A 21,015-nucleotide genomic window follows, 5' to 3' on the forward strand; every position below is an offset into this window, starting at 1 on the left:
GATATTGTCAATTTCTATCTCAAAAAAGTTAATTTAATTTGAAGTTGACTTGTAATTTTTCTAATTCACGTAATAATTCACCACAAATATTCACTTTTAATTTCCTGCTTGGCATAGAAAGATAGGTAATTACTTTGGTTTCTTCTACAACAGCCGGAACGCTCAATTCCATCTCTTCTGCATTTTCCATATCGGGAATTGCCTCTACTTCATCCACATTTGTTTCTACTGCAACAGGCACTTCTTTTGTAATCTTTTCGGTTTCCATTACTTCAAAAGTCACATTGTTTTCTCCCCTGTTAGCCTGAAAAATATGACTTAGCTTTGTAATCATTTCAGAATGCAGCTCACGGATGTTCATCTGGATAATAAGCTTTTTCGCAAAAGTAGTCAACACATCCTGTAGATACTGGATTCCTATGAATTGGATTCTTGGCTCGCCTTTTTTTCCCGTTTCTGCATTGGCCCAGCCTTCACGCACCAGAATTTTCATATAAGTAAAATTATTCTGTATGAGGAAATGACGAAATTTAAGGTACTCCTCTCCAAATATTCTGAATTCTGCCGATTCATCATAGCCTTCCAATACAAACGAGGCCCAGCCTTTTCCGTTTTTGGCAACCCTGTGCTGTACATCGGTTATAATGCCTCCAACTGTCAGGTTCTTATTGACATGTGCCTCCAGATTCTTCAATGCGTCCAGTTTGGCATTACAGAAATATTTCATTTCAAAACGGTAATCATCAAGAGGATGTCCGGAAATATAAATTCCTACTACTTCTTTTTCTTTTGCCAGTTTTTCCATCGTACTCCAGTCTTCACACGGAGGTATGACCGGTTCCGGAATCTGCACGTCGCTTGTTTCTCCAAAAAGACTTACTTGCGAAGAGTTTTCATTTTCCTGAAACTTTGAACCGTAGCGCATGGCCTTTTCCAAAAACGTAATTCCATCGCCTTCATCATGGAAATATTGGGCACGATGTGCCGTAAAGCAATCGAATCCTCCTGCAAGAGCCAGGTTTTCAAATGCTTTTTTGTTGGCGGCACGCAAATCAATACGTTTTGCCAAATCAAAAATCGATTTGTATTTTCCTTCTTTTCTGTTTTCTACAATAGTCTGTACGGCTCCCATTCCAACACCCTTGATGGCTCCCATTCCAAAACGGACAGCATAATTTTCATTTACCGTAAACTTATAGAACGATTCATTAACATCGGGTCCAAGAACCTGCAATCCCATACGTTTACATTCTTCCATGAAAAACGAAACCTGTTTGATGTCGTTCATGTTGTTGGAAAGCACCGCCGCCATATATTCTGCAGGATAATGTGCTTTTAAATAAGCCGTCTGGTAGGCAATCCAGGCATAGCAGGTGGAGTGCGATTTATTAAACGCATATTGTGCAAAGGCTTCCCAATCTTTCCATATTTTTTCAAGCTTATCTGCCGGATGGCCATTAGCAACTGCCTGGTTAATGAATTTGGATTTCATCTTATCCAGAACGTCTTTCTGCTTTTTACCCATTGCCTTACGCAAGACGTCGGCATCACCTTTGGAAAAATTCGCCAACTTTTGCGACAAAAGCATTACCTGCTCCTGATATACCGTAATTCCGTAAGTATCTTTCAGGTATTCTTCGCAGGCTTCAAGGTCATAGACGATTTCTTCTTCCCCGTTTTTTCTTCGTACGAAACTCGGAATATATTCCAATGGTCCCGGACGATACAATGCGTTCATTGCAATCAAATCACCAAAAACCGTTGGCTTCAGGTCTTTCATGTATTTCTGCATCCCAACCGATTCGTATTGGAAAATCCCAACCGTTTCTCCTCTTTGGAAAAGCTCATACGTCTTGACATCATCAATCGGAAAAGCATCAGGATCCAGTTCAATTCCCGTTCTGTATTTTACCAGTTTTACGGTATCTTTTATAAGTGTCAGGGTCTTCAGACCCAGGAAGTCCATTTTTAGCAGACCTGCACTTTCTACTACTGAGTTATCAAATTGCGTTACATACAAATCCGAATCTTTTGCCGTAGAAACCGGGACGAAATTTGTAATATCGTCTGGCGTGATAATAACGCCACAGGCATGGATTCCCGTATTTCGGAGATTTCCTTCCAATAATTTTGCCTGAGTAATTGCTTCTCCTCCCAAATCTCCTGCATTTGCAAGCGCTATAAGCTCCTGTACTTTATCAAATTCTTCGGCACGAAGCGCCTTTTTAAGCTGTTCGTTATCAAAAGTAAATATCTTCGCCAGATTGAGGTTCATCGGGATAAGCTTGGCAATCTTATCCGCTTCAAACAGCGGTAAATCCAAAACACGGGCCGTATCCCTGATTGAAGATTTTGCCGCCATGGTTCCATAAGTAATAATCTGCGCTACCTGATTGGAACCATATTTATTGATAACATAATCCATTACACGACCACGTCCTTCGTCATCAAAATCGATATCGATATCGGGCATGGACACACGATCCGGATTTAGAAAACGCTCAAAAAGCAAATCATAAAGCATCGGGTCGATATTGGTAATTCCCAAACAGTAAGCCACAACAGAACCTGCAGCCGAACCTCGGCCAGGACCTACAGAAACATCCAGCTTTCTCGCTTCGGCAATAAAATCCTGCACAATCAGGAAGTAACCCGGATAACCCGTCTTTTCAATCGTCTGCAATTCAAAATCCAGACGCTCCTGGATTTCAGGTGTTATTTCTTTATATCTTCTCTTGGCTCCTTCATAAGTGAGGTGTTTCAGATAGAGATTTTCACCTCTTTTACCTCCGTCGATTTCATCCTCAGGAACAATGAATTGTTCAGGAATATCAAATTTTGGAAGCAATACTTCACGTGCCAAATCGAATATTTCTATTTTCTCAACTATTTCCTGAATATTGTATATGGCTTCCGGGAGGTCAGCAAAAAGCGCCTTCATTTCTTCTCCCGACTTAAAATAATATTCTTTATTAGGCATTCCATATCGATAGCCTCGACCACGTCCTACCGGTGTGGATTGTTTTTCACCGTCACGGACACAAAGAAGGATATCATGTGCATTGGCATCTTCCTTGTCGATATAGAAAATGTTATTGGTTGCCACTAATTTCAGGTCGTGTTTTCTCGCTAAAGAAATCAAAGTCGTATTTACACGGTTTTCATCTTCCTGATTGTGGCGCATGAGCTCGATATAGCAGTCTTCGCCAAATTCCTGTTTCCACCAAAGCAAAGCTTCCTCTGCCTGATGTTCACCAATATTCAGAATCTTGCTCGGTATTTCGCCATAAAGGTTACCTGACAAGACAATTATATCTTCTTTGTATTGTTTTATGACTTCTTTATCTATCCTTGGCACATAATAAAAACCTTTGGTATAGGCTATCGAAGACATTTTGGCCAGGTTATGATAACCGTTTTTATTCTTTGCCAGCAAAACGACCTGATAGCCATTATCCTTTCGGGTACGGTCGAGATGATCTTCACAGACAAAAAACTCGCAACCCACTATTGGTTTCATCAAAACCTCTGTTGGTTCTTCACCATTATCAATGAGCGATTGGTTTTTTGCTTTTGCGGCTTTATTATGGTTCAGTACGTCACGCACAAAATGGAAAGCTCCCATTAGGTTAGCATGGTCTGTCATGGCAACGGCCGGCATTTTATGCTTAGCTGCAGCCTTAACCAGGTCGCCAATACTAATTGTGGATTGTAATACAGAAAACTGCGTATGGTTGTGCAGATGTACGAAATCAACATCTGTTAAAGAAATAGTGTTTTCTGCCGTCTGCTTTTTCTGGGCCTCATCAGTAGCTTTTTGCAAACGGGCACGCACTTCATCAGATGCCTGTTTCAGGTTGATGTGCTTTAATCCGATGAGCTGAATCTCTTTCGGATTGTTTTCATTGAACCTTCTAAAATAATCTGCCGGTACGTCAAGCTGTTCTTTGGTAAAAGCTTCCCTTCTGATCAGCTCTAAGAAACAACGTGTAGTCGCTTCAACGTCAGCAGTTGCGTTGTGTGCTTCAGCAAAAGGCTGATTGAACAAAAACTGATGCAATTCCGTCAGTGTTGGCAGTTTGAATTTTCCTCCTCTTCCTCCCGGTAATTTTAAAAGTTCCGCCGTATATTCTGTACAGGTATCTAATACGGGCATTTCGGCCATTTTAGATGCTACTCCAAAACGGTAAAATTCGCAACCCATGATATTGACATCAAAGCCAACGTTTTGCCCGACAATAAATTTCGATTTTGAAAGCGCAATATTAAACTTCTCAAGCACCTCAGAAAGTCCTATTCCTCTTTCCGCTGCCAGTTCTGTAGAAATTCCGTGGATTCTTTCCGCATCATAGGGAATATTAAAACCTTCCGGCTTCACAAGGTAATCCTGGCTTTCAATCAGATTTCCCATTTCATCATGCAACTGCCAGGCTATCTGAATACAGCGAGGCCAATTGTTTGTATCTGTTATGGGAGCATCCCAACGCTTTGGCAATCCGGTTGTTTCGGTATCGAATATTAAGTACATGGCTAATTGTTAAGGTTTTATATTTTTGAAAAATCCCAAAAACGCAGATTACAAAAATACGTTATTTTAGGGTTTGGACAACAGTGCTTATCTATGAATCTTTTCCTAAAAACTTAAAACAAAAAATCCCGGCCAAGGCCAGGATTTATATTCTGTAAGTTATTTTTTATGGTGCGGTTTGGATTGGCACTCTGTAGAAATGACCTTCCTGGTAATTCACTACCGGCGCTCCAATAGGATCTGCCGTTGTAGAAGGCGCATTAAAATAAAAAGTTCCCGTTACGGTTCCTTCCGGACTTTGTTCAATTTTGATTTGACCATCTCCTACTCCTGTTCCTGTAGCATATACAGAAGTAACACCGTCTGCCTCATAAGTATAGGTTGCTTTGTTTGCACTGTTTACTCCCAAAGTATAAGTTCCCGGCGCAATAGATGCCGTAGTAAGTGTTAGCGTTTCAAATGGTGTATTTCCATAAACGGTCAACACTCCTCCTGTAATCGTTGCATAGGAACTTGAAGCCCTCCATCTAACATTGTCTTTTTTACCCTGAACGGATGGATTATTGAAAGTAGCATCGTCTTCACAAGACATAAAAACAGCCACAAGCATTAAAAGCGATAAGATCTTTTTCATATTTATTATTGATAGCTATGGATAATCATTTTTACATCGACAAAAATAGTTTTTTATAGCATATATGCTAATGAAAATTAAAAAAATAACACCAAAATCGTAAAACGTCCGGATTTCAAAATATAAAAAATGACAAATTTTAAACGCGGAATAATTTGTATCACAAACTTTTGTATATTTGCACCCTTAATTAACAGAGGTCGAGTACCTCAATTTAATCATTTAGATTATGTCTGTAAAAATTAGATTACAAAGACACGGTAAAAAAGGAAAACCTTTTTACTGGGTAGTAGCGGCAGATGCACGCTCAAAAAGAGATGGTAAATTCCTTGAAAAAATCGGAACTTACAATCCAACTACTAACCCTGCAACTATCGATTTGAATCTTGATAGTGCTGTTAAATGGTTGCACAATGGTGCTCAGCCAACTGACACTGCGAGAGCTATCCTTTCTTACAAAGGAGCTTTATTGAAGCACCACCTTGACGGAGGAGTTCGTAAAGGAGCTTTAACTCAAGAGCAAGCTGATGAGAAACTAGCTAAATGGCTAGATGAAAAAGCTGGAAAAGTAAATGCGAAAAAAGAGAACCTTTCTACTTCTAAAGCAGATGCAAAAGCTAAAGCTCTTGCTGCTGAGAAAAAAGTAAACGAGGATCGTATCGCTGCTGCAAAGCAAGCTGAACTTGAAGCTGCTAAAGCTGAAGAGGAAGCTGCTGTTGTTGAAGAAGAAGTTACTGAAGTTGAAGCATCAACTGAAGAAGCTCCTGCTGCAGAAGAAAACAACGAAGAAACTCAAGCTTAATTTTGATGCGATAATGCGTAAAGAAGAGTGTTTCTATTTAGGTAAAATCGCGAAAAAATTCAGTTTTAAAGGTGAAGTCCTTGTTTATTTAGACACTGATGAGCCTGAGTTATACGAAAATCTGGAATCAGTGTTTGTCGAGTGCGGCAAACATCTGGTTCCTTTTTTTATTGAAAACAGTTCGCTTCATAAAAACGACCTGCTTCGGGTCCGTTTTGAAGACATCAATACAGAAGACGCAGCCGATGAGCTTATCGGGAATGCAATTTATCTTCCTTTAGAAATGCTGCCAAAACTGGAAGGCAACAAATTTTATTTCCACGAAGTGATTGGCTTTGAAATAGAAGACAAACGCTTAGGTGTTGTTGGAAAAATCCAATCCATTAATGACTCAACAGCCCAACCGCTATTTGAAGTTCTTGATGGCGATAAAGAAATTCTGATTCCGATGATTGACCATTTCCTGATTTCAATCGACCGCGATAACAAAAAAGTAATTATGGACCTGCCGGAAGGACTAATTGAAATGTATCTCTAATCATTTCGGTCTATATCTTAACTCCTCACAATGCCTTTCCAATTCAAACAATTTTCAGTAGAGCAAGACCATTGTGCCATGAAAATAGGAACCGACGGTGTATTACTAGGCGCATGGGCTCCCATTGAACACAATCCATTTAATGTTTTGGATATTGGAACAGGCACCGGAATCATTTCCCTGATGATTGCCCAAAGAAGCCATGCTGAACAGATCGATGCTTTTGAAATCGATGAAGATGCTTATGAACAGGCTGTAGAGAATTTCGAAAATTCTCCCTGGTCCGACCGATTGTTTTGTTTTCATGCCGCATTGGACGAATTTATGGAAGAACCGGAAGACGAATATGACCTGATTGTTTCAAATCCGCCATTTTATACGGAAGATTATTCTTCAGGAAACGATCAGCGTGATTTGGCACGTTTTGCCGATGCCCTTCCCTTTGAAGATTTAGCAGAAGCTGCCGGTTTCTTACTTTCCAAGAATGGAATTTTTGCCGTTATCTTACCCTATAAGGAAGAAGAAAAATTTATTGCTTTGGTAAGGGATTTTGATTTATTTCCTGTAAAAATTACCCGTGTAAAAGGAACACCAACTTCAGAAATCAAAAGAAGCCTGTTGGCTTTTAGCAGGCATTATTCTGAAAATTTCCCAACCGACGAATTGGTTATTGAAATCTCCCGCCACAACTACACTCCGGAATACATCCATCTTACAAAAGATTTTTATTTAAAAATGTAATACCTGCTTTTCGAAAGCCGGTAAAAATAAAAAAGTCTATTACTTAAAATAAGCAATAGACTAATGTATACTGTTGTTTCTTTGCTATGAATCCTGAGGGCAAAGGAGCTTTGTCAAAACCTCGCAGCTATCTGCGTGTCCAACAACTATATTTCCGGTTCCCGGACAAACGCATGCGATAATATCATTACCGCCTCCTCTGATTGCTCCGTTACCTTTAATGGTTTTCTGTTCACCGTTGCTTAACTTGTGAACACCTTCTAATTTCAAAATGTTTTCTAACATAATCTGTAGGTTTAAAAATTATGAAAATCGACCCAATCACTTAAAGACATTTGGGCTTTATGTCTTTTATCTTAAGATATTCATTCTCTGCATGTTCAAAATAAAACTGTAAGATAAATGTAGCAAAAAATAATTTAACCCGGATAGATTCTTTTAAGTTTATATCGCATTTTTTATCAAAAACGCAATTATCTGAAGCTTTCTTAAAAATTACAGCAACACTTTCTAACATTTGCTGATTGTTTTGTTGCAATTCTTTATGTAAGTTTGCAAACGTTTTCGGAATAAAACAAAAAACAGTAAAAACAGATAGCCCGGCTATCGAAATGATAAAAATAATGAGACCCGATCTTTTCCAAGCTCCAGATTATTACCTTTTAGACGAATTATTGTCTGACGAACACAAAATGGTACGCGACGCTGCCCGCGAATGGGTAAAACGTGAAGTATCTCCAATCATTGAAGAGTATGCTCAAAAAGCTGAATTTCCGAACCAAATCATTAATGGTTTGGCAGAAATTGGTGCTTTTGGTCCATACATTCCAGAAGAATACGGTGGTGCCGGCCTAGACCAGATTTCGTATGGCTTGATTATGCAGGAAATCGAAAGAGGTGATTCCGGTGTTCGCTCTACTGCTTCAGTACAATCTTCGTTGGTTATGTATCCTATTTGGAAATACGGAAATGAGGAGCAAAGAATGAAATATTTACCAAAACTGGCTTCCGGTGAATTTATCGGATGTTTCGGTCTTACGGAACCTGATTTCGGTTCAAACCCGGGCGGAATGGTTACTAATTTCAAAGATAAGGGTGACCATTATTTATTAAACGGTGCTAAAATGTGGATCTCTAATGCTCCTTTTGCTGATATCGCAGTAGTTTGGGCAAAAGACGAAGCCGGAAGAATACACGGTTTGATTGTAGAAAGAGGTATGGAAGGATTTACAACTCCTGAAACACACAACAAATGGTCACTTCGTGCTTCTGCGACAGGTGAATTGATTTTTGACAATGTAAAAGTTCCTAAAGAAAATTTACTACCTAATAAATCTGGTCTTGGAGCTCCACTAGGATGTTTGGATTCTGCACGTTACGGTATTGCATGGGGCGCTATTGGCGCTGCAATGGATTGCTATGACACAGCCCTTCGTTATGCTAAAGAAAGAATCCAGTTTGACAAACCTATTGCCGGAACTCAATTACAGCAAAAGAAACTGGCTGAAATGATTACCGAAATTACCAAAGCACAATTATTAACCTGGAGATTAGGTGTTTTGAGAAATGAAGGAAAAGCAACTTCAGCGCAAATCTCTATGGCGAAAAGAAATAATGTGGACATGGCAATCAATATTGCCAGAGAAGCAAGACAAATTCTGGGCGGTATGGGTATTACAGGCGAATATTCAATTATGAGGCACATGATGAATTTAGAATCTGTTATTACTTATGAAGGAACCCACGATATACACTTATTAATTACAGGAATGGACATTACCGGAATTCCTGCATTTAAATAGTAAACAAATATTAAAGTATCTTAAAAAGCTTCTCTATAACGGGAAGCTTTTTTACATTTGTAAAAATCCCTCCATCATGAATATTGACACTATTAACGCCCGCATTCAGCCACAAAAGGACATTTTATTAAACCACCCATTGTATAAAAAGATACAAAATCTGGAAGACTTACGAAGATTTCTGGAATGCCATGTATATGCCGTTTGGGATTTTATGTCACTTTTAAAAGCATTACAGTCCAAATTAACTTCTACAACTACGCCATGGTTGCCTGTTGGGAATCCCGAAATCCGTTACCTGATTAACGAGATTGTTTTGGCCGAAGAAACCGATTTAACTCTGGACGGAAAAAGACAGAGCCATTACGAAATGTATATTGACGCGATGAAAGATTGCGGTGCAAATATTTCGGAAATTCAGAGTTTTTTAGAAAATGTTATCACAACCCATAATATTTTTGTTTCGATAAAAAAAAGCGAACTGCATCCGAAAATCAAAAATTTCCTGGACTTTACCTTTCGTGTTATTGATGAAGGCAAGCCTCATGAGATTGCCGCCGCTTTTACTTTTGGAAGGGAAGACCTCATTCCTTCTATGTTCACAGAAATATTGAGGAATTTTCAGGAAAACTTTCCAAATGCCGACTTACAGAAACTGATTTATTATTTTGAAAGGCACATTGAGCTCGATGCTGATGAGCATGGTCCTATGGCCATGCAAATGATTGAAGAGCTATGCAACAACGACGAATTGAGATGGCAGGAAGTGGAAGAAGTATCTGTTCAGGCATTGGAAAAAAGAATTGGTCTTTGGGATGCTATTGAAGAACAAATTTCAATGAAAGCAGAATTAGCTTAATAACTCGCTATACAATCTATTTGCAGTAAATTCTTATAATTCTTTAAAACCCAATCTGTTTTTTATCGATTATTTAGATTTATTTTAGATTATTTCGAAAATTTAACTTTAAAATTCCAAGATATTTATAACTTAGCGCGCTTGTTTATCTTTAAGATAAGTAAAAAAATATCACATAATTATTAATTTCCAATTTTCATATTTCCATGAAAAAAATTACACATTTTTTGTGCCTTGGCCTTATCGGTTTTTCAGCCTTTGCACAAAATACACCGCATGTCTTTGGAAGAAAAGTTCAAAGTGTTAACCCTACTACGGGAATAATCAGATGTGTTTCTTCTGAATACGAATCATTCCTGCAAGAAAAAGAGAGTAAGAGAGCTACAACTCAAGAATTTGAAGAATGGCTTGCTCCTAAAGCAGAAGCTGTTAAATCAAAATTATTAGCAAGACGAGGTACTGAAGGAACAAATGCAGTAATTACTATCCCAGTTGTTGTCCACGTTATACATAACGGACAAAACATAAGTAATAATGGGATGAATATTACTGATGCCAGAATTCTTTCTCAAATTACTGTCCTAAACCAGGATTTTCGAAAAATGATTGGAACACCGGGATACAATACAAATCCTATAGGAGCGGATGTCGAAATTCAATTCTGTATGGCGCAAGTAGATCCAAATGGAAATCCTACAACAGGTATTCATAGGGTTAATCTTGGAGTTTCGCAATGGGATGAAGATAGTGTTGAAACCATATTAAAACCACAAACTATATGGGACTCTTCAAAATATTATAATATTTGGGTATGCCAATTTGGATATGATTTAGATGGTGTCCTAGGTTATGCTCAATTCCCTGGAAGTTCAGGATTACAGGGATTACAAGGACCTTATACCGCTGACACGGACGGAGTAATTATTGATTGGAGAGCTTTTGGTTCATCAGATTTTTCCGGAGCCGGAGGAACTTATTTTCCAAGCATTAACAAAGGTAGAACCACCACACATGAAACAGGGCATTTTTTAGGTTTAAGACACATTTGGGGAGATAACTCATCTTGCACTGTAAATGCTACTGATAGCTGGCAAGATTATTGTCCAGACACTCCGGCTGCCACTACTGAGCATTACGACTGTTCTCAGGATTATGATACATGCTCAGCCGCTCCAGGCAAAGACATGACAGAAAACTATATGGATTATTCTAACGATACCTGTATGAACATCTTCACTTTAGATCAAAAAGCTAGGATGATGGCCGTAATGCAAAATTCTCCTAGAAGAAGATCCTTAACTACTTCAACAGCATGTCAGCCACCATTAAGCAATCCATCATTTGAATTATTACAGGGAATAAAACTATATCCAAACCCTGCTAATGATGTATTAAACATTGCAGTATCTGACAGCTCTAAAACTCCTGACAGCTATACAATTTACAATAGCCTAGGACAAGCTATCCAACAAACTACGTCTGTTAGCGAAGGAAACTTAAAAGTAGATACTTCAAATTATGCTACCGGAATTTATATGATTCGATTTACAAAAGGTAATGAAACAAAAACTTTACAGTTTGTTAAGAACTAATGTGGTTCACTCATAATAAAAAAAGCCTTCTTCCGAAGGCTTTTTTTTATTTTAATATTCCGGAGCTAATTCTATTTCCAGTCCGTCCAATTCTTCCGTAATGTGAATCTGACAGCCAAGACGGCTGTTGGACCTGACAAAAAAAGCTTCTGAAAGCATGGCTTCTTCATCATCGCCCATTTCAGGAAGTGCAACATCATTAAGGACATAACACTGGCAGGAAGCACACATAGCCATGCCTCCGCAAACTCCAATGGTCCCTTCCGGAGCCAGTTCATAAGCACGAACCAGTTCCATAATATTCATATTCATGTCTGTCGGTGCCTGGACTTCGTGTAAAGTCCCTTCCCGATCAGTTATTTTGATAGTAACATCCATTTTGTATTTGATAATGCCGCGTGATTAATCTATCGATTTCACGACCGCCTTTTCAGCTTCTTTTCTTGTTCCGTCAAATCCGTCTACGCCAGAAACAGTCGTATATTTCAGTACATATTTTTTACCCGGATTTAATTTATTGTAAACGCTCTGGCACATCAGCGTAGCTTCATGGAAACCGCAAAGAATCAGCTTTAATTTGCCGGGATAAGTATTGACATCACCAATAGCATAAATTCCTTCAATATTGGTTTGATAATCCAATGAGTTATCTACTTTAATAGCATTTTTTTCAATTTCAAGGCCCCAGTTGGCTATCGCTCCTAATTTAGGTGATAATCCAAAAAGCGGGATAAAATAGTCTGTTTTGATATTTCTGTGTGCTCCATTTTCATCAATATCAATCGATTCCAGATGTTCTGCCCCGTTTAATCCGGTAACTTCAGCCGGAGTTATCAAACGGATTTTCCCTGCATGTTTTAGTTCCTGTACTTTTTCTACAGAATCCAATGCCCCGCGGAACTCATTTCTTCTATGGATAAGCGTAACTTCTGAAGCAACATTGGCCAGAAAAATACTCCAGTCCAGAGCAGAATCTCCTCCACCGGCAATTACTATTCTTTTGTCCCTGAACAGTTCCGGGTCTTTTACAAAATATTCAACTCCTTTATCTTCATAGAATTCAATATCTTCAATCAAAGGTTTTCTAGGCTCGAAGCTTCCCAAACCACCGGCAATTGCAACGGCTTTGCAATGATGTGCCGTTCCTTTATCTGTAGTTACAATAAAAGTTCCGTCTTCCTGCTTTTCAATAGTTTCTGCCTTTTCATTCAATGTAAATCCGGGTTGAAACTGTTTGATTTGCTCCATAAGGTTAGTAACTAAATCACCTGCCAATACAGATGGATAGCCTGGAATATCGAAGATGGGTTTTTTAGGATAAAGTTCTGCCAACTGTCCGCCGGGCTGAGGCAGGGCATCAATAATGTGGCATTTTAGTTTTAGCAGTCCTGCTTCAAAAACGGTAAACAGACCTGTGGGTCCGGCACCGATTATTAGTATATCTGTTTCAATCATTTTTTAAAAATTCTGAGGGTTCTAAGTTTCTGATACAAAATTCAGGAAACCAAGAGTCATTTTGTATGATAAATATCATGTCACCGTGGCCTGGTAGCTACCGGAAACATATTGTCCTAAACGCAGGACAGTATTGCAATCTGTATGAGATTACAATAAAAAGCCAGGAAATATTGGAAATACTCCCTGACGCAAAGTTTATATTTTAGGCTACATTCACCACAGTTTCAATCTGCGGAGCGTATTTTTTTATAGTAGTTTCAACGCCGGCCTTTAATGTCATCTGGTTCACACTGCAACCAACACAGGCTCCTTCAAGACGAACCTTGACATGTTTGTCATCTTCTATTTCAATGAGTGAAATATTTCCTCCGTCTGACTCAAGAAACGGACGAATTTCATCCAATGCCTTCTCTACGTTTAATTTAATTTCTTCTGTTGTCATAATCTTGTTTTTTTGGGACAAACTAGATTTTAGTTTCCGGACAAATTAGGAATCGTATCCAAAACCTTCTAAATGTCTTATTTTTTTACTGCCGAGCATCCCGCCATTGTCGTAATTTTTACGGCTTCAGAAGGTGGCAGGTTTTCATTTCTATATACTGTTTCCTGAACTACGTTTCTGGCAATATCTTCAAAAACTTTTTCCAAAGGAGAAGCCGTTTGCAAGGCAGCCGGACGTCCATAATCTCCCGCTTCGCGGATAGACTGTACGATTGGAACTTCTCCCAAAAACGGAACTTCCAAATCTTGCGCAAGATTCTTAGCTCCTTCTTTTCCAAAGATATAATATTTATTTTCAGGTAGTTCTTCAGGTGTAAAATAGGCCATATTTTCAATAATTCCCAAGACAGGAACATTGATTGAATCGGATTGGAACATGGCTACTCCTTTTTTTGCATCTGCCAATGCTACAGCTTGTGGAGTACTCACTACAACTGCCCCAGTTATTGGCAATGACTGAACGATTGATAAGTGAATGTCACCTGTTCCTGGTGGCAAATCGATTAGCATAAAATCCAATTCTCCCCAGTCCGCATCAAAAATCATCTGGTTCAACGCTTTTGACGCCATAGGCCCTCTCCAGATTACAGCCTGACTTGGTGCTGTGAAAAACCCGATTGAAAGAATTTTGACTTCATAGCTTTCGATAGGTTTCATTTTAGATTTTCCATCAACGGTAACCGAAATTGGTTTTTCGGATTCTACGTCAAACATAATAGGCATTGACGGACCATAAATATCTGCATCAAGTACCCCTACATTAAAGCCCATTTTTGCCAATGTTACTGCCAGGTTTGCAGTAACCGTTGATTTTCCAACGCCTCCTTTACCGGAAGCTACGGCAATAATGTTTTTGATACCCGGAATGGATTTTCCTTTGATTTCAGGCTTTTCAGGTGTTTCAACCTTGATGTTGACTTTTACTTTGGCTTCTGTAGAAACCTTTTCATGTATTGTTTTGATGATGTCAGCTTCTGCACGCTTTTTAATGTGTAGTGCCGGTGTCGCAAGCGTAAGCTCTACTACTACTTCGTCTCCAAAAGTAAGTACATTCTGAACTGCTCCGCTTTCTACCATATTTTTACCTTCCCCAGCAATGGTAATAGTTTCCAATGCTTTAAGAACTTCTTTCCTATCTATTTTCATTTTTGTATAGCTCTCTTTTTCAAGCCTTTAAATTAGACTGATTTTAAATTGCAAAGATAGCATGAAAACTTTGTAATGTAAAGTTAATAGATTGAAAAAGTTTATGGTTTGATAGACGAATTTGGACTAAGCGGGTTATTGCTTTGAAAAGTAATTACAATTCGTTTTTTTGGATTAGGTTAATCTTCAGAGAAGCATACTGTACGAGTAAATTATTCTTCAGGAAATCATATTCTGAAGACAGCAATTGGTTTTTTACCGATGTATAAATCACGGCATCTACTTTTCCACTGGTGAATTTTGCCTGCGTAGTTCTGAATGATTCTTTGGCATATTTCAATGTATTCTGCAGGTTAGAAGCGAGCTGCATGTATTGTTTTTTCCGGGTTGTTTCCAATTCCACCTGTTGCTGTATTCTGATTTTTTCCTGTTCCGAAACCAATTTGACTTTTTCCGCTTCAATTTTTGATGCGGTAATCTGCCTGTTTCTCTTAAATCCGTTGAATACCGGAATATTGAGTCTTAGCCCTACTTCGTGATTTTTATTATCATCAAATTGGGATTTGAAACTTGGCATATTCTCATTGGGTTGATTTATGGGCGAAGAATAAAATGTCGAAAGGCTATAATATCCTGAAATGGAAGGAAGATTGTCTGATCTTAATATTGAAATTTCTTTTTTGGACCTTTTATACGATAATTCAGCATATTCGATTTTTGGATTTTTAAAAACCGATTTATCTACCGGTTCTGTTTCTTCAGCAAGATAGACTTCAAAAGTTACGGCTTCCAGATTTTCTATCGCAAAGTTCATCAGTTGAAAAAGTTGTAATTTTTGGGTTTCAAATAACTGCACTGCCTCAAGTAAACCTTTTTCATCTTGCGAAAAACTGAGTTGGATATCATACAGATCACTTTCGGGCTTATTGCCAATTTCAACTTCTTTTTTAATACGCTCTAAGTTAAAGGTGGTATTTTGTATCTGCTCTTTTTGAATTTTGACCAATTCCTGTGAAAACAAGGCATCAAAATATTTTTCCAGTAATTGCAGCTTGTATTCGTATTCTATTACTTCTTTGTCTGCCTGGGCCAATTCTATGTTTATCTTATCTCTTTGGGCAGTTGCCAGATTTCCAAAATTTAAAAGGTTCACATTGGCTGCTAAACTCATGTTGTCGTATTGGATATCAGAACTCACCCTGTTGTTGGTACTTGGGTCAATAGTCGAACCAAAATTATAACTATGATTGCCTACGAGATTTACTGTTGGAAAAAGTTCCAAAAGCGGATGCGTATACAGCTTTTTGGCCCTGTTGATTTCGAGCTGCTTGATTTTTATATCGATATTATTTTGCGAAGCCGTATCAAAACACTTTTGCAATGACCAGGAGTTTTCCTGGCCATTAACAAAAATGCCCGAAGTAATTAGGAGCAAGCTCAAAATTAATTTCTTATTCATATTTCAGATATTTCAAGACATTAACTCTTGTGGCCTGATAGGCTCTTGACAATACCACAATCAGCATTAGCAATAAAAGCGCAACAAACCCTACAACAAACGGAACAATTGAAATATCAATGCGGTAAGCAAAATTTTCAAGCCATTTGTTTAGCAGAAAATAAACAGGAAACAGGGCAATCAGAAAACCGGCAATACAGAAAACCACATATTGTTTGGAAAGCTCTTGCAGAAGGGTCTTTGTTTCTGCTCCCAGCGTTTTTCGGATGGCTATTTCTTTCATTCTACGTTGGATGGAATAGGAAGCCAGGGCAAACAAACCGGACAACGCAATAAATATCACGATAAAATTCAGCAATGAAAATAAATTTCTCTGGTTCACGTAGGCCTGGTAAGACCTTGCGTAACTTTTGTTTACAAAATCATATTTAAACGGGTATTCCGTATCTACTTTCTTAATCCAGAAATTTTCAATTTCTTTCATCGCACTTTCCATATGCTCCGCATCTATTTTTACAAAAATCTGATGTGCGTTCTGAATCATCCACGGAATGGTTTTATAATGAAAAATCGTCATTGGCGGAATTTGGTCCTGAGGACCACTAACATGGAAATCTTTTGCAATACCCACAATTTTTAGCTTTTTGTCGTTCCAATTGATTTCTTTACCAATCGGATCCTTTTCATTCATCATGCGTAAAGCGGTTTCATTAACCAGAATATTTTCTATCGTATCTGTTGAAAGCGAAGGAGAAAGGTTTCTTCCTTTTGCCAGTTTTATATTCATCATGTCCAGAAAATCAAAATCGATTGCCATATTACTGCCCTGGATAGGTTTCCTGTTATATTCATATCCCGAAGAAGCCTGGGCACCACCTCCAAAGTCAAAAGACCCAATCGAAACCTGCCTTACTCCTTTTATTTTCAACAATTCCTGACGGATTGTTTCATAACGCAGCACTATTTTTTCCAAATATCCTTTTTCTTTAAAATCATAGGGATTTCTATAATTAACCTGAACAACCTGATCTCCTTTGAATCCTAAATCTTTGGAGTTCATAAAGGAAACCTGTTCGTAAACGATATACGACCCTACAATAAAGAAAGAAGCGATGGCAAATTGCAGAATCAGCATGCCGTTCCTGAGCCAGATTCCGTTTTTGCTTCTTCCAAAATTGCCTTTCAATACTTTTAAAGTTTCAAAGTTTGAGACATATACTGCCGGGAAGATACCTGCCAGCAATACCACCAGACCAAATATTAAAAGAATTTGCAGGTAGAACTGTCCGCTATGGATAATCAGGTTCTTATTCAAAAATTCATTGTAATAAGGCAGGGAAAGCTCTACAATTACTAATGAAATCAAGATAGCAAAACCTGCCATCAGCATTGTTTCAAAAATAAATTGCTTGACAATATTGCCTCTTGTGGCTCCAATTATTTTTCGGACACCTACTTCTTTTGCCCTTTTTATGGCATTTGCCGTTGCCAGATTTACATAATTTGCAATGGAAAGCGTCAAGATTAAAAGAGACAGTCCCATCATTATCAACAAGAATTGATAGTTTCCCCTTCCTTCTCCATAACTTTCTGTGATGGCATGTAATCTTGCTGCGGTTAATGGTTCCAAAATAATTTTAGAGAGATGACCCTCTCTATTTTTCTCCCTCCATTGTTCCGGAGTAATTCCTTGTTCTCTTGCCCATTTCAATTCCCTGTTTTCATACAGCAGTTGTTCTAATTTTAATTTCACCGGCCCTGTCTGTTGAGGATTTTTTAATTTGAGCATCAGTCCATAATTAAAATTCCCCCATTGTGTCCTGTCTCCTTCCAATCTTCTATCGATTGTGCTAATAATAACGTCCGGCGCCATGGAAGACTTGCCCGGAACTTTATATATTGCTCTTACAACATACTTTTTTTCGGAATAGGTAACTTCTTTTCCTATTGGGTCTTCATTTCTGAATAATTTTTGGGCCGCCTCTTCAGATAATGCCGCACTGTTATTGTCTGCCAAAGCATTTTGAGGACTCCCTTTTATAAATTCGAATGGAAAAAATTCGAAAAAAGTTTTCTGGGCATCCGTAATTTTCAGGGTTTCTTTTTTCCCCTTATAGCTTACCATATCCTCATCATAATCTGTATTAAAATAGCAGTAAGATTCCAGTTCCTTGTAATTTTTAAAATAAGGTTCGAACCCCGCTACATTCGAAGCCCAAAGCATATCTTCGCCAAGATCAGAAATAGAAAGAAATATTCTTTCCTTATCAGGATTCCATTCGTTATAGGAATGCTCATCATTCCAATAGAGAATGGCAAAAATCAACCCTGCAATCCCCATACTCAACCCCAGGATATTTAGAGCTGTAAAAATCTTGTTGTCTTTAATCTGATATAAAAATATTTTTAGCCAATTTTTTAGCATAATACTAATTTTTGAGATTCATAATTAAACCCTATTTCTTTATTTTAAACTGCTTACAGTAAAACGTTCACATTTCTGCTGTTCAGTTTTTCCGAAAGTATTATACCGTCCTTCATCAAAATGGTTTTTTGGGAAAACGAAGCATCATAATCCGAGTGGGTAACCATTAAAATCGTGGCTCCATTGGCATGCAAATCGGTCAGAAGTTCCATCACTTCATTTCCGTTTTTACTGTCCAGGTTACCTGTTGGTTCATCAGCCAATATAATTTTAGGATCATTGATCAACGCTCTTGCCACAGCAACCCTTTGCTGTTGTCCTCCTGAAAGCTGTTGCGGGAAATGTTTTAATCGGTGTGAAATGGCAAGACGTTCCGCCATCGCTTCTACTTTTTTCTTTCTTTCCGAAGCACTCACATTATTGTAAATCAGAGGCAATTCGATATTATCGTATACTGAAAGCTCATCAATCAGGTTAAAATTCTGGAAAACAAAACCGATGTTCTGTTTTCTTATTTTTGATTTTTCACTTTCTTTTAGCCCGCGGATTTCTTTCCCCAATAATTGATAACTTCCTGAAGTAACATCGTCTAAAAGTCCGACAATGTTTAGCAATGTTGATTTTCCGCAGCCTGAAGCTCCCATAATGGTTACAAATTCGCCTTGCTTTACTTCTAATGAAATTTCATTAAGCGCTTTGGTTTCTACTTCTTCTGTTCTGAATACTTTTGAGAGGTTTTGAATTTTGATCATGATTTTTGATTTTTTGATTGTTCGTTTTGATTGATGATTGAAACTGATGATGATTTATTTTTCTATCCATTGGCAGAAATACGATCCCGCTGTCTGCTGCCCAAGGAACTTGATTTTATACTCCTGGTTTTCCTGAAACAACACTTCTGTTTCTCCCTTTTCGTCCTTAGAAAATGATTTTTGAAACAATACTTCATTCTGGCTATTTACTACCCTCATTTCCAATGTTCCTTTTTTTACTTTGATGTCATATTTCAACAAAGTATTGGCATCTTTTGAGGCAGTAATCTTCACAAAAGTTTCTCCTTCATATTCTGAATATCTTGCTTTTGTATAAGTATTTCCATTTTCATTGGCCCATTTTTTATCTTTTACAGGTTCCGTAAAATGAGTTCCTTCTGCCTTGATATGATTATTAGTTCCTTTTTCCTGAGCAAAAAGCTGAAAAAAATTCAGGATCAGGAATGCTACTAGTAATAAAAATTTCTGCATAATTATTTAAAGTTTAAAATTTCAATTTCTTTATAGTCTTTGTAAGATGAAGTCACCACTTTATCACCGGCTTTCAATCCCCCTAATACTTCATAATATAATGGATTTTCTCTCCCCAGACTAATTTCTTTTCGAATCGCCTTATCACCTTCTACAACAAAAATCCATTTGCCTGAAGTATCTTCATAAAAGCTACCTTTTGAAAGCACTGTGCTTTTAGATTTTCCGGAAAGCAGCAGTCTGACTCCAAAACTCAAGCCTTGCCTAAGATCCAGTTTTTCCGTACTCATGAAATTAAGTTCCACCTGAAACCGGCCGTTTTTTACCTCCGGAATTACTTTCGAAACCGTTACCTGAACCATTTCTCCTTTGTATTCAATTTCACCTTTTTGGCCCTCCGAAACTTTTTCAAGATAAAACTCATCGACATCTGCCAGCAATTTATATCCCTTCATGACATCAATTTTCCCTATACTTTCTCCGGCAAGATAATTTTTACCCAAAACCGGCTCAAAAGATGATAATCTCCCTGATAATGGTGCCGTAACCAAAAAGTTCTTTTTGTTGTTTCTAAGAATGTTCAGGCTTTTCTGTATGATTGCCTGCGACTGGTTAATCTGGGCAATCTGAATCTGGTTCGTCTGTTTTTCTTTTTGGATACTTTGCTGGATTATGTTTTTTCGTTCTTTTTGGAACCTGAAATTTTCCTGTGTTTTTTCCCATTCATTTTTTGAAAGAATTTGTTCTTTGAACAGTTTCTCATTCAGCTCATACAAACTTTTTGCATCCAGATAATCATGTTCTATGGCCACCAGGTCTTTTGCAAGATTCAATTCCTGGTTTCTCAAATCCAATTTTACTTTATTGAGGTTATTGATTTGTTCAATCATAGATGTTTCCTGTGTCATATAACCTAATTCTGTATTCGGGTTATACAATCGCGCCAAAGGCTGTCCTTTTTGTACAAAATCGCCATTGCCTACAAAAATTTCCTGGATAGAACCACCTTCAATTACGTTTAGCAACATTGAGTTGAGCGGTTCTACCTTTGCCTGAAAAACAATAAAATCTTCAAAATTGGCATTCTCAACTGTCTTAATTGTGATTTCTCCCTTTTTGACATCCAAACCTCTTTTTTTAGTCACAGAGGAAAACACAATATAGGCTGCCAATAAAAAAAGAGGCAAACCAATTAACAGGTATTTATTTTTTCTACTTTTACGAGGAACGATAGTGTCCATATCAAATTATTTGCGGAACTAACTAACAATTTTGTGCCACAATTT

Annotated in this window: 18 protein-coding genes; 6 read left to right on the forward strand and 12 right to left on the reverse strand. The window is 37.9% G+C overall.

The annotated features are described in order from the left end of the window. Positions 1-28: 28 nt before the first annotated feature. Positions 29-4,528: a DNA polymerase III subunit alpha gene (gene dnaE / locus BGO88_RS11390; RefSeq protein WP_286706956.1), complete on the reverse strand. Its 4,500-nt coding sequence runs from the start codon at positions 4,526-4,528 to the stop codon at positions 29-31. Between the two features lie 166 nt (positions 4,529-4,694). Next, entirely contained in the window at positions 4,695-5,162 is a 468-nt protein-coding gene (locus BGO88_RS11395; RefSeq protein WP_286706957.1) for a DUF6252 domain-containing protein, read from the reverse strand. 229 nt (positions 5,163-5,391) lie between these two features. On the opposite strand from BGO88_RS11395, the gene BGO88_RS11400 reads away from it, so the two are divergent. The 3 genes from BGO88_RS11400 to BGO88_RS11410 all read left to right on the forward strand — a co-directional run bounded on the left by BGO88_RS11400 (position 5,392) and on the right by BGO88_RS11410 (position 7,243). After that, positions 5,392-5,964, forward strand: a complete 573-nt coding sequence (locus BGO88_RS11400) for a 30S ribosomal protein S16 (protein WP_286706958.1) — start codon at positions 5,392-5,394, stop codon at positions 5,962-5,964. A 13-nt stretch (positions 5,965-5,977) separates the two neighbouring features. Next, a complete protein-coding gene (gene rimM / locus BGO88_RS11405; RefSeq protein WP_286706959.1) occupies positions 5,978-6,502 on the forward strand; it encodes a ribosome maturation factor RimM in 525 nt (174 codons plus the stop codon). Positions 6,503-6,580: 78 nt separating this feature from the next. Continuing rightward, positions 6,581-7,243 carry a tRNA1(Val) (adenine(37)-N6)-methyltransferase gene (locus BGO88_RS11410; RefSeq protein WP_286706960.1) on the forward strand — a complete coding sequence of 221 codons (663 nt, stop codon included), beginning with the start codon at positions 6,581-6,583 and terminating at the stop codon, positions 7,241-7,243. Positions 7,244-7,327: 84 nt separating this feature from the next. Here the strand turns inward: BGO88_RS11410 and BGO88_RS11415 are convergent, their stop codons facing one another. Then, complete coding sequence (locus BGO88_RS11415) at positions 7,328-7,528, reverse strand: hypothetical protein (RefSeq protein WP_056072002.1); 201 nt, start codon at positions 7,526-7,528, stop codon at positions 7,328-7,330. A 338-nt stretch (positions 7,529-7,866) separates the two neighbouring features. On the opposite strand from BGO88_RS11415, the gene BGO88_RS11420 reads away from it, so the two are divergent. From BGO88_RS11420 to BGO88_RS11430, 3 genes are all read left to right on the forward strand, one after another. Next, positions 7,867-9,045: an acyl-CoA dehydrogenase family protein gene (locus BGO88_RS11420; RefSeq protein ID WP_286706961.1), complete on the forward strand. Its 1,179-nt coding sequence runs from the start codon at positions 7,867-7,869 to the stop codon at positions 9,043-9,045. Positions 9,046-9,121: 76 nt separating this feature from the next. Then, complete coding sequence (locus tag BGO88_RS11425) at positions 9,122-9,904, forward strand: DUF3050 domain-containing protein (protein ID WP_286706962.1); 783 nt, start codon at positions 9,122-9,124, stop codon at positions 9,902-9,904. Positions 9,905-10,131: 227 nt separating this feature from the next. Continuing rightward, a complete protein-coding gene (locus BGO88_RS11430; protein ID WP_286706963.1) occupies positions 10,132-11,496 on the forward strand; it encodes a T9SS type A sorting domain-containing protein in 1,365 nt (454 codons plus the stop codon). A gap of 51 nt (positions 11,497-11,547) precedes the next feature. On the opposite strand, the gene BGO88_RS11435 is transcribed toward BGO88_RS11430, so the two are convergent. The 9 genes from BGO88_RS11435 to BGO88_RS11475 all read right to left on the reverse strand — a co-directional run bounded on the left by BGO88_RS11435 (position 11,548) and on the right by BGO88_RS11475 (position 20,970). Then, a complete protein-coding gene (locus BGO88_RS11435) occupies positions 11,548-11,874 on the reverse strand; it encodes a 2Fe-2S iron-sulfur cluster-binding family protein (protein ID WP_286706964.1) in 327 nt (108 codons plus the stop codon). A gap of 24 nt (positions 11,875-11,898) precedes the next feature. Further along, positions 11,899-12,951, reverse strand: a complete 1,053-nt coding sequence (locus BGO88_RS11440) for an NAD(P)/FAD-dependent oxidoreductase (RefSeq protein ID WP_286706965.1) — start codon at positions 12,949-12,951, stop codon at positions 11,899-11,901. Positions 12,952-13,156: 205 nt separating this feature from the next. After that, positions 13,157-13,396 (reverse strand): NifU family protein, encoded by a 240-nt coding sequence (locus tag BGO88_RS11445; RefSeq protein ID WP_056071984.1) that lies wholly within the window; start codon positions 13,394-13,396, stop codon positions 13,157-13,159. Positions 13,397-13,473: 77 nt separating this feature from the next. Further along, complete coding sequence (locus BGO88_RS11450; protein WP_273238042.1) at positions 13,474-14,601, reverse strand: Mrp/NBP35 family ATP-binding protein; 1,128 nt, start codon at positions 14,599-14,601, stop codon at positions 13,474-13,476. Between the two features lie 154 nt (positions 14,602-14,755). Beyond that, positions 14,756-16,060: a TolC family protein gene (locus BGO88_RS11455; protein ID WP_286706966.1), complete on the reverse strand. Its 1,305-nt coding sequence runs from the start codon at positions 16,058-16,060 to the stop codon at positions 14,756-14,758. Beyond that, the gene (locus BGO88_RS11460; RefSeq protein ID WP_286706967.1) at positions 16,053-18,485 is read right to left on the reverse strand and encodes an ABC transporter permease; all 2,433 of its coding nucleotides are present in this window, start codon (positions 18,483-18,485) and stop codon (positions 16,053-16,055) included. Before BGO88_RS11460 ends, BGO88_RS11455 begins: the two co-directional genes overlap by 8 nt. 53 nt (positions 18,486-18,538) lie before the next feature. Beyond that, entirely contained in the window at positions 18,539-19,237 is a 699-nt protein-coding gene (locus BGO88_RS11465; RefSeq protein ID WP_286706968.1) for an ABC transporter ATP-binding protein, read from the reverse strand. Between the two features lie 54 nt (positions 19,238-19,291). Beyond that, positions 19,292-19,729 carry a hypothetical protein gene (locus BGO88_RS11470; protein ID WP_056071968.1) on the reverse strand — a complete coding sequence of 146 codons (438 nt, stop codon included), beginning with the start codon at positions 19,727-19,729 and terminating at the stop codon, positions 19,292-19,294. Positions 19,730-19,731: 2 nt separating this feature from the next. Next, on the reverse strand, positions 19,732-20,970 hold the full coding sequence (locus BGO88_RS11475) for an efflux RND transporter periplasmic adaptor subunit (protein WP_286706969.1): 1,239 nt from the start codon (positions 20,968-20,970) through the stop codon (positions 19,732-19,734). Positions 20,971-21,015 lie beyond the last annotated feature (45 nt).

It is taken from the genome of Flavobacterium sp. 38-13 (assembly GCF_001899155.1).
Lineage (GTDB): Bacteria > Bacteroidota > Bacteroidia > Flavobacteriales > Flavobacteriaceae > Flavobacterium > Flavobacterium lindanitolerans.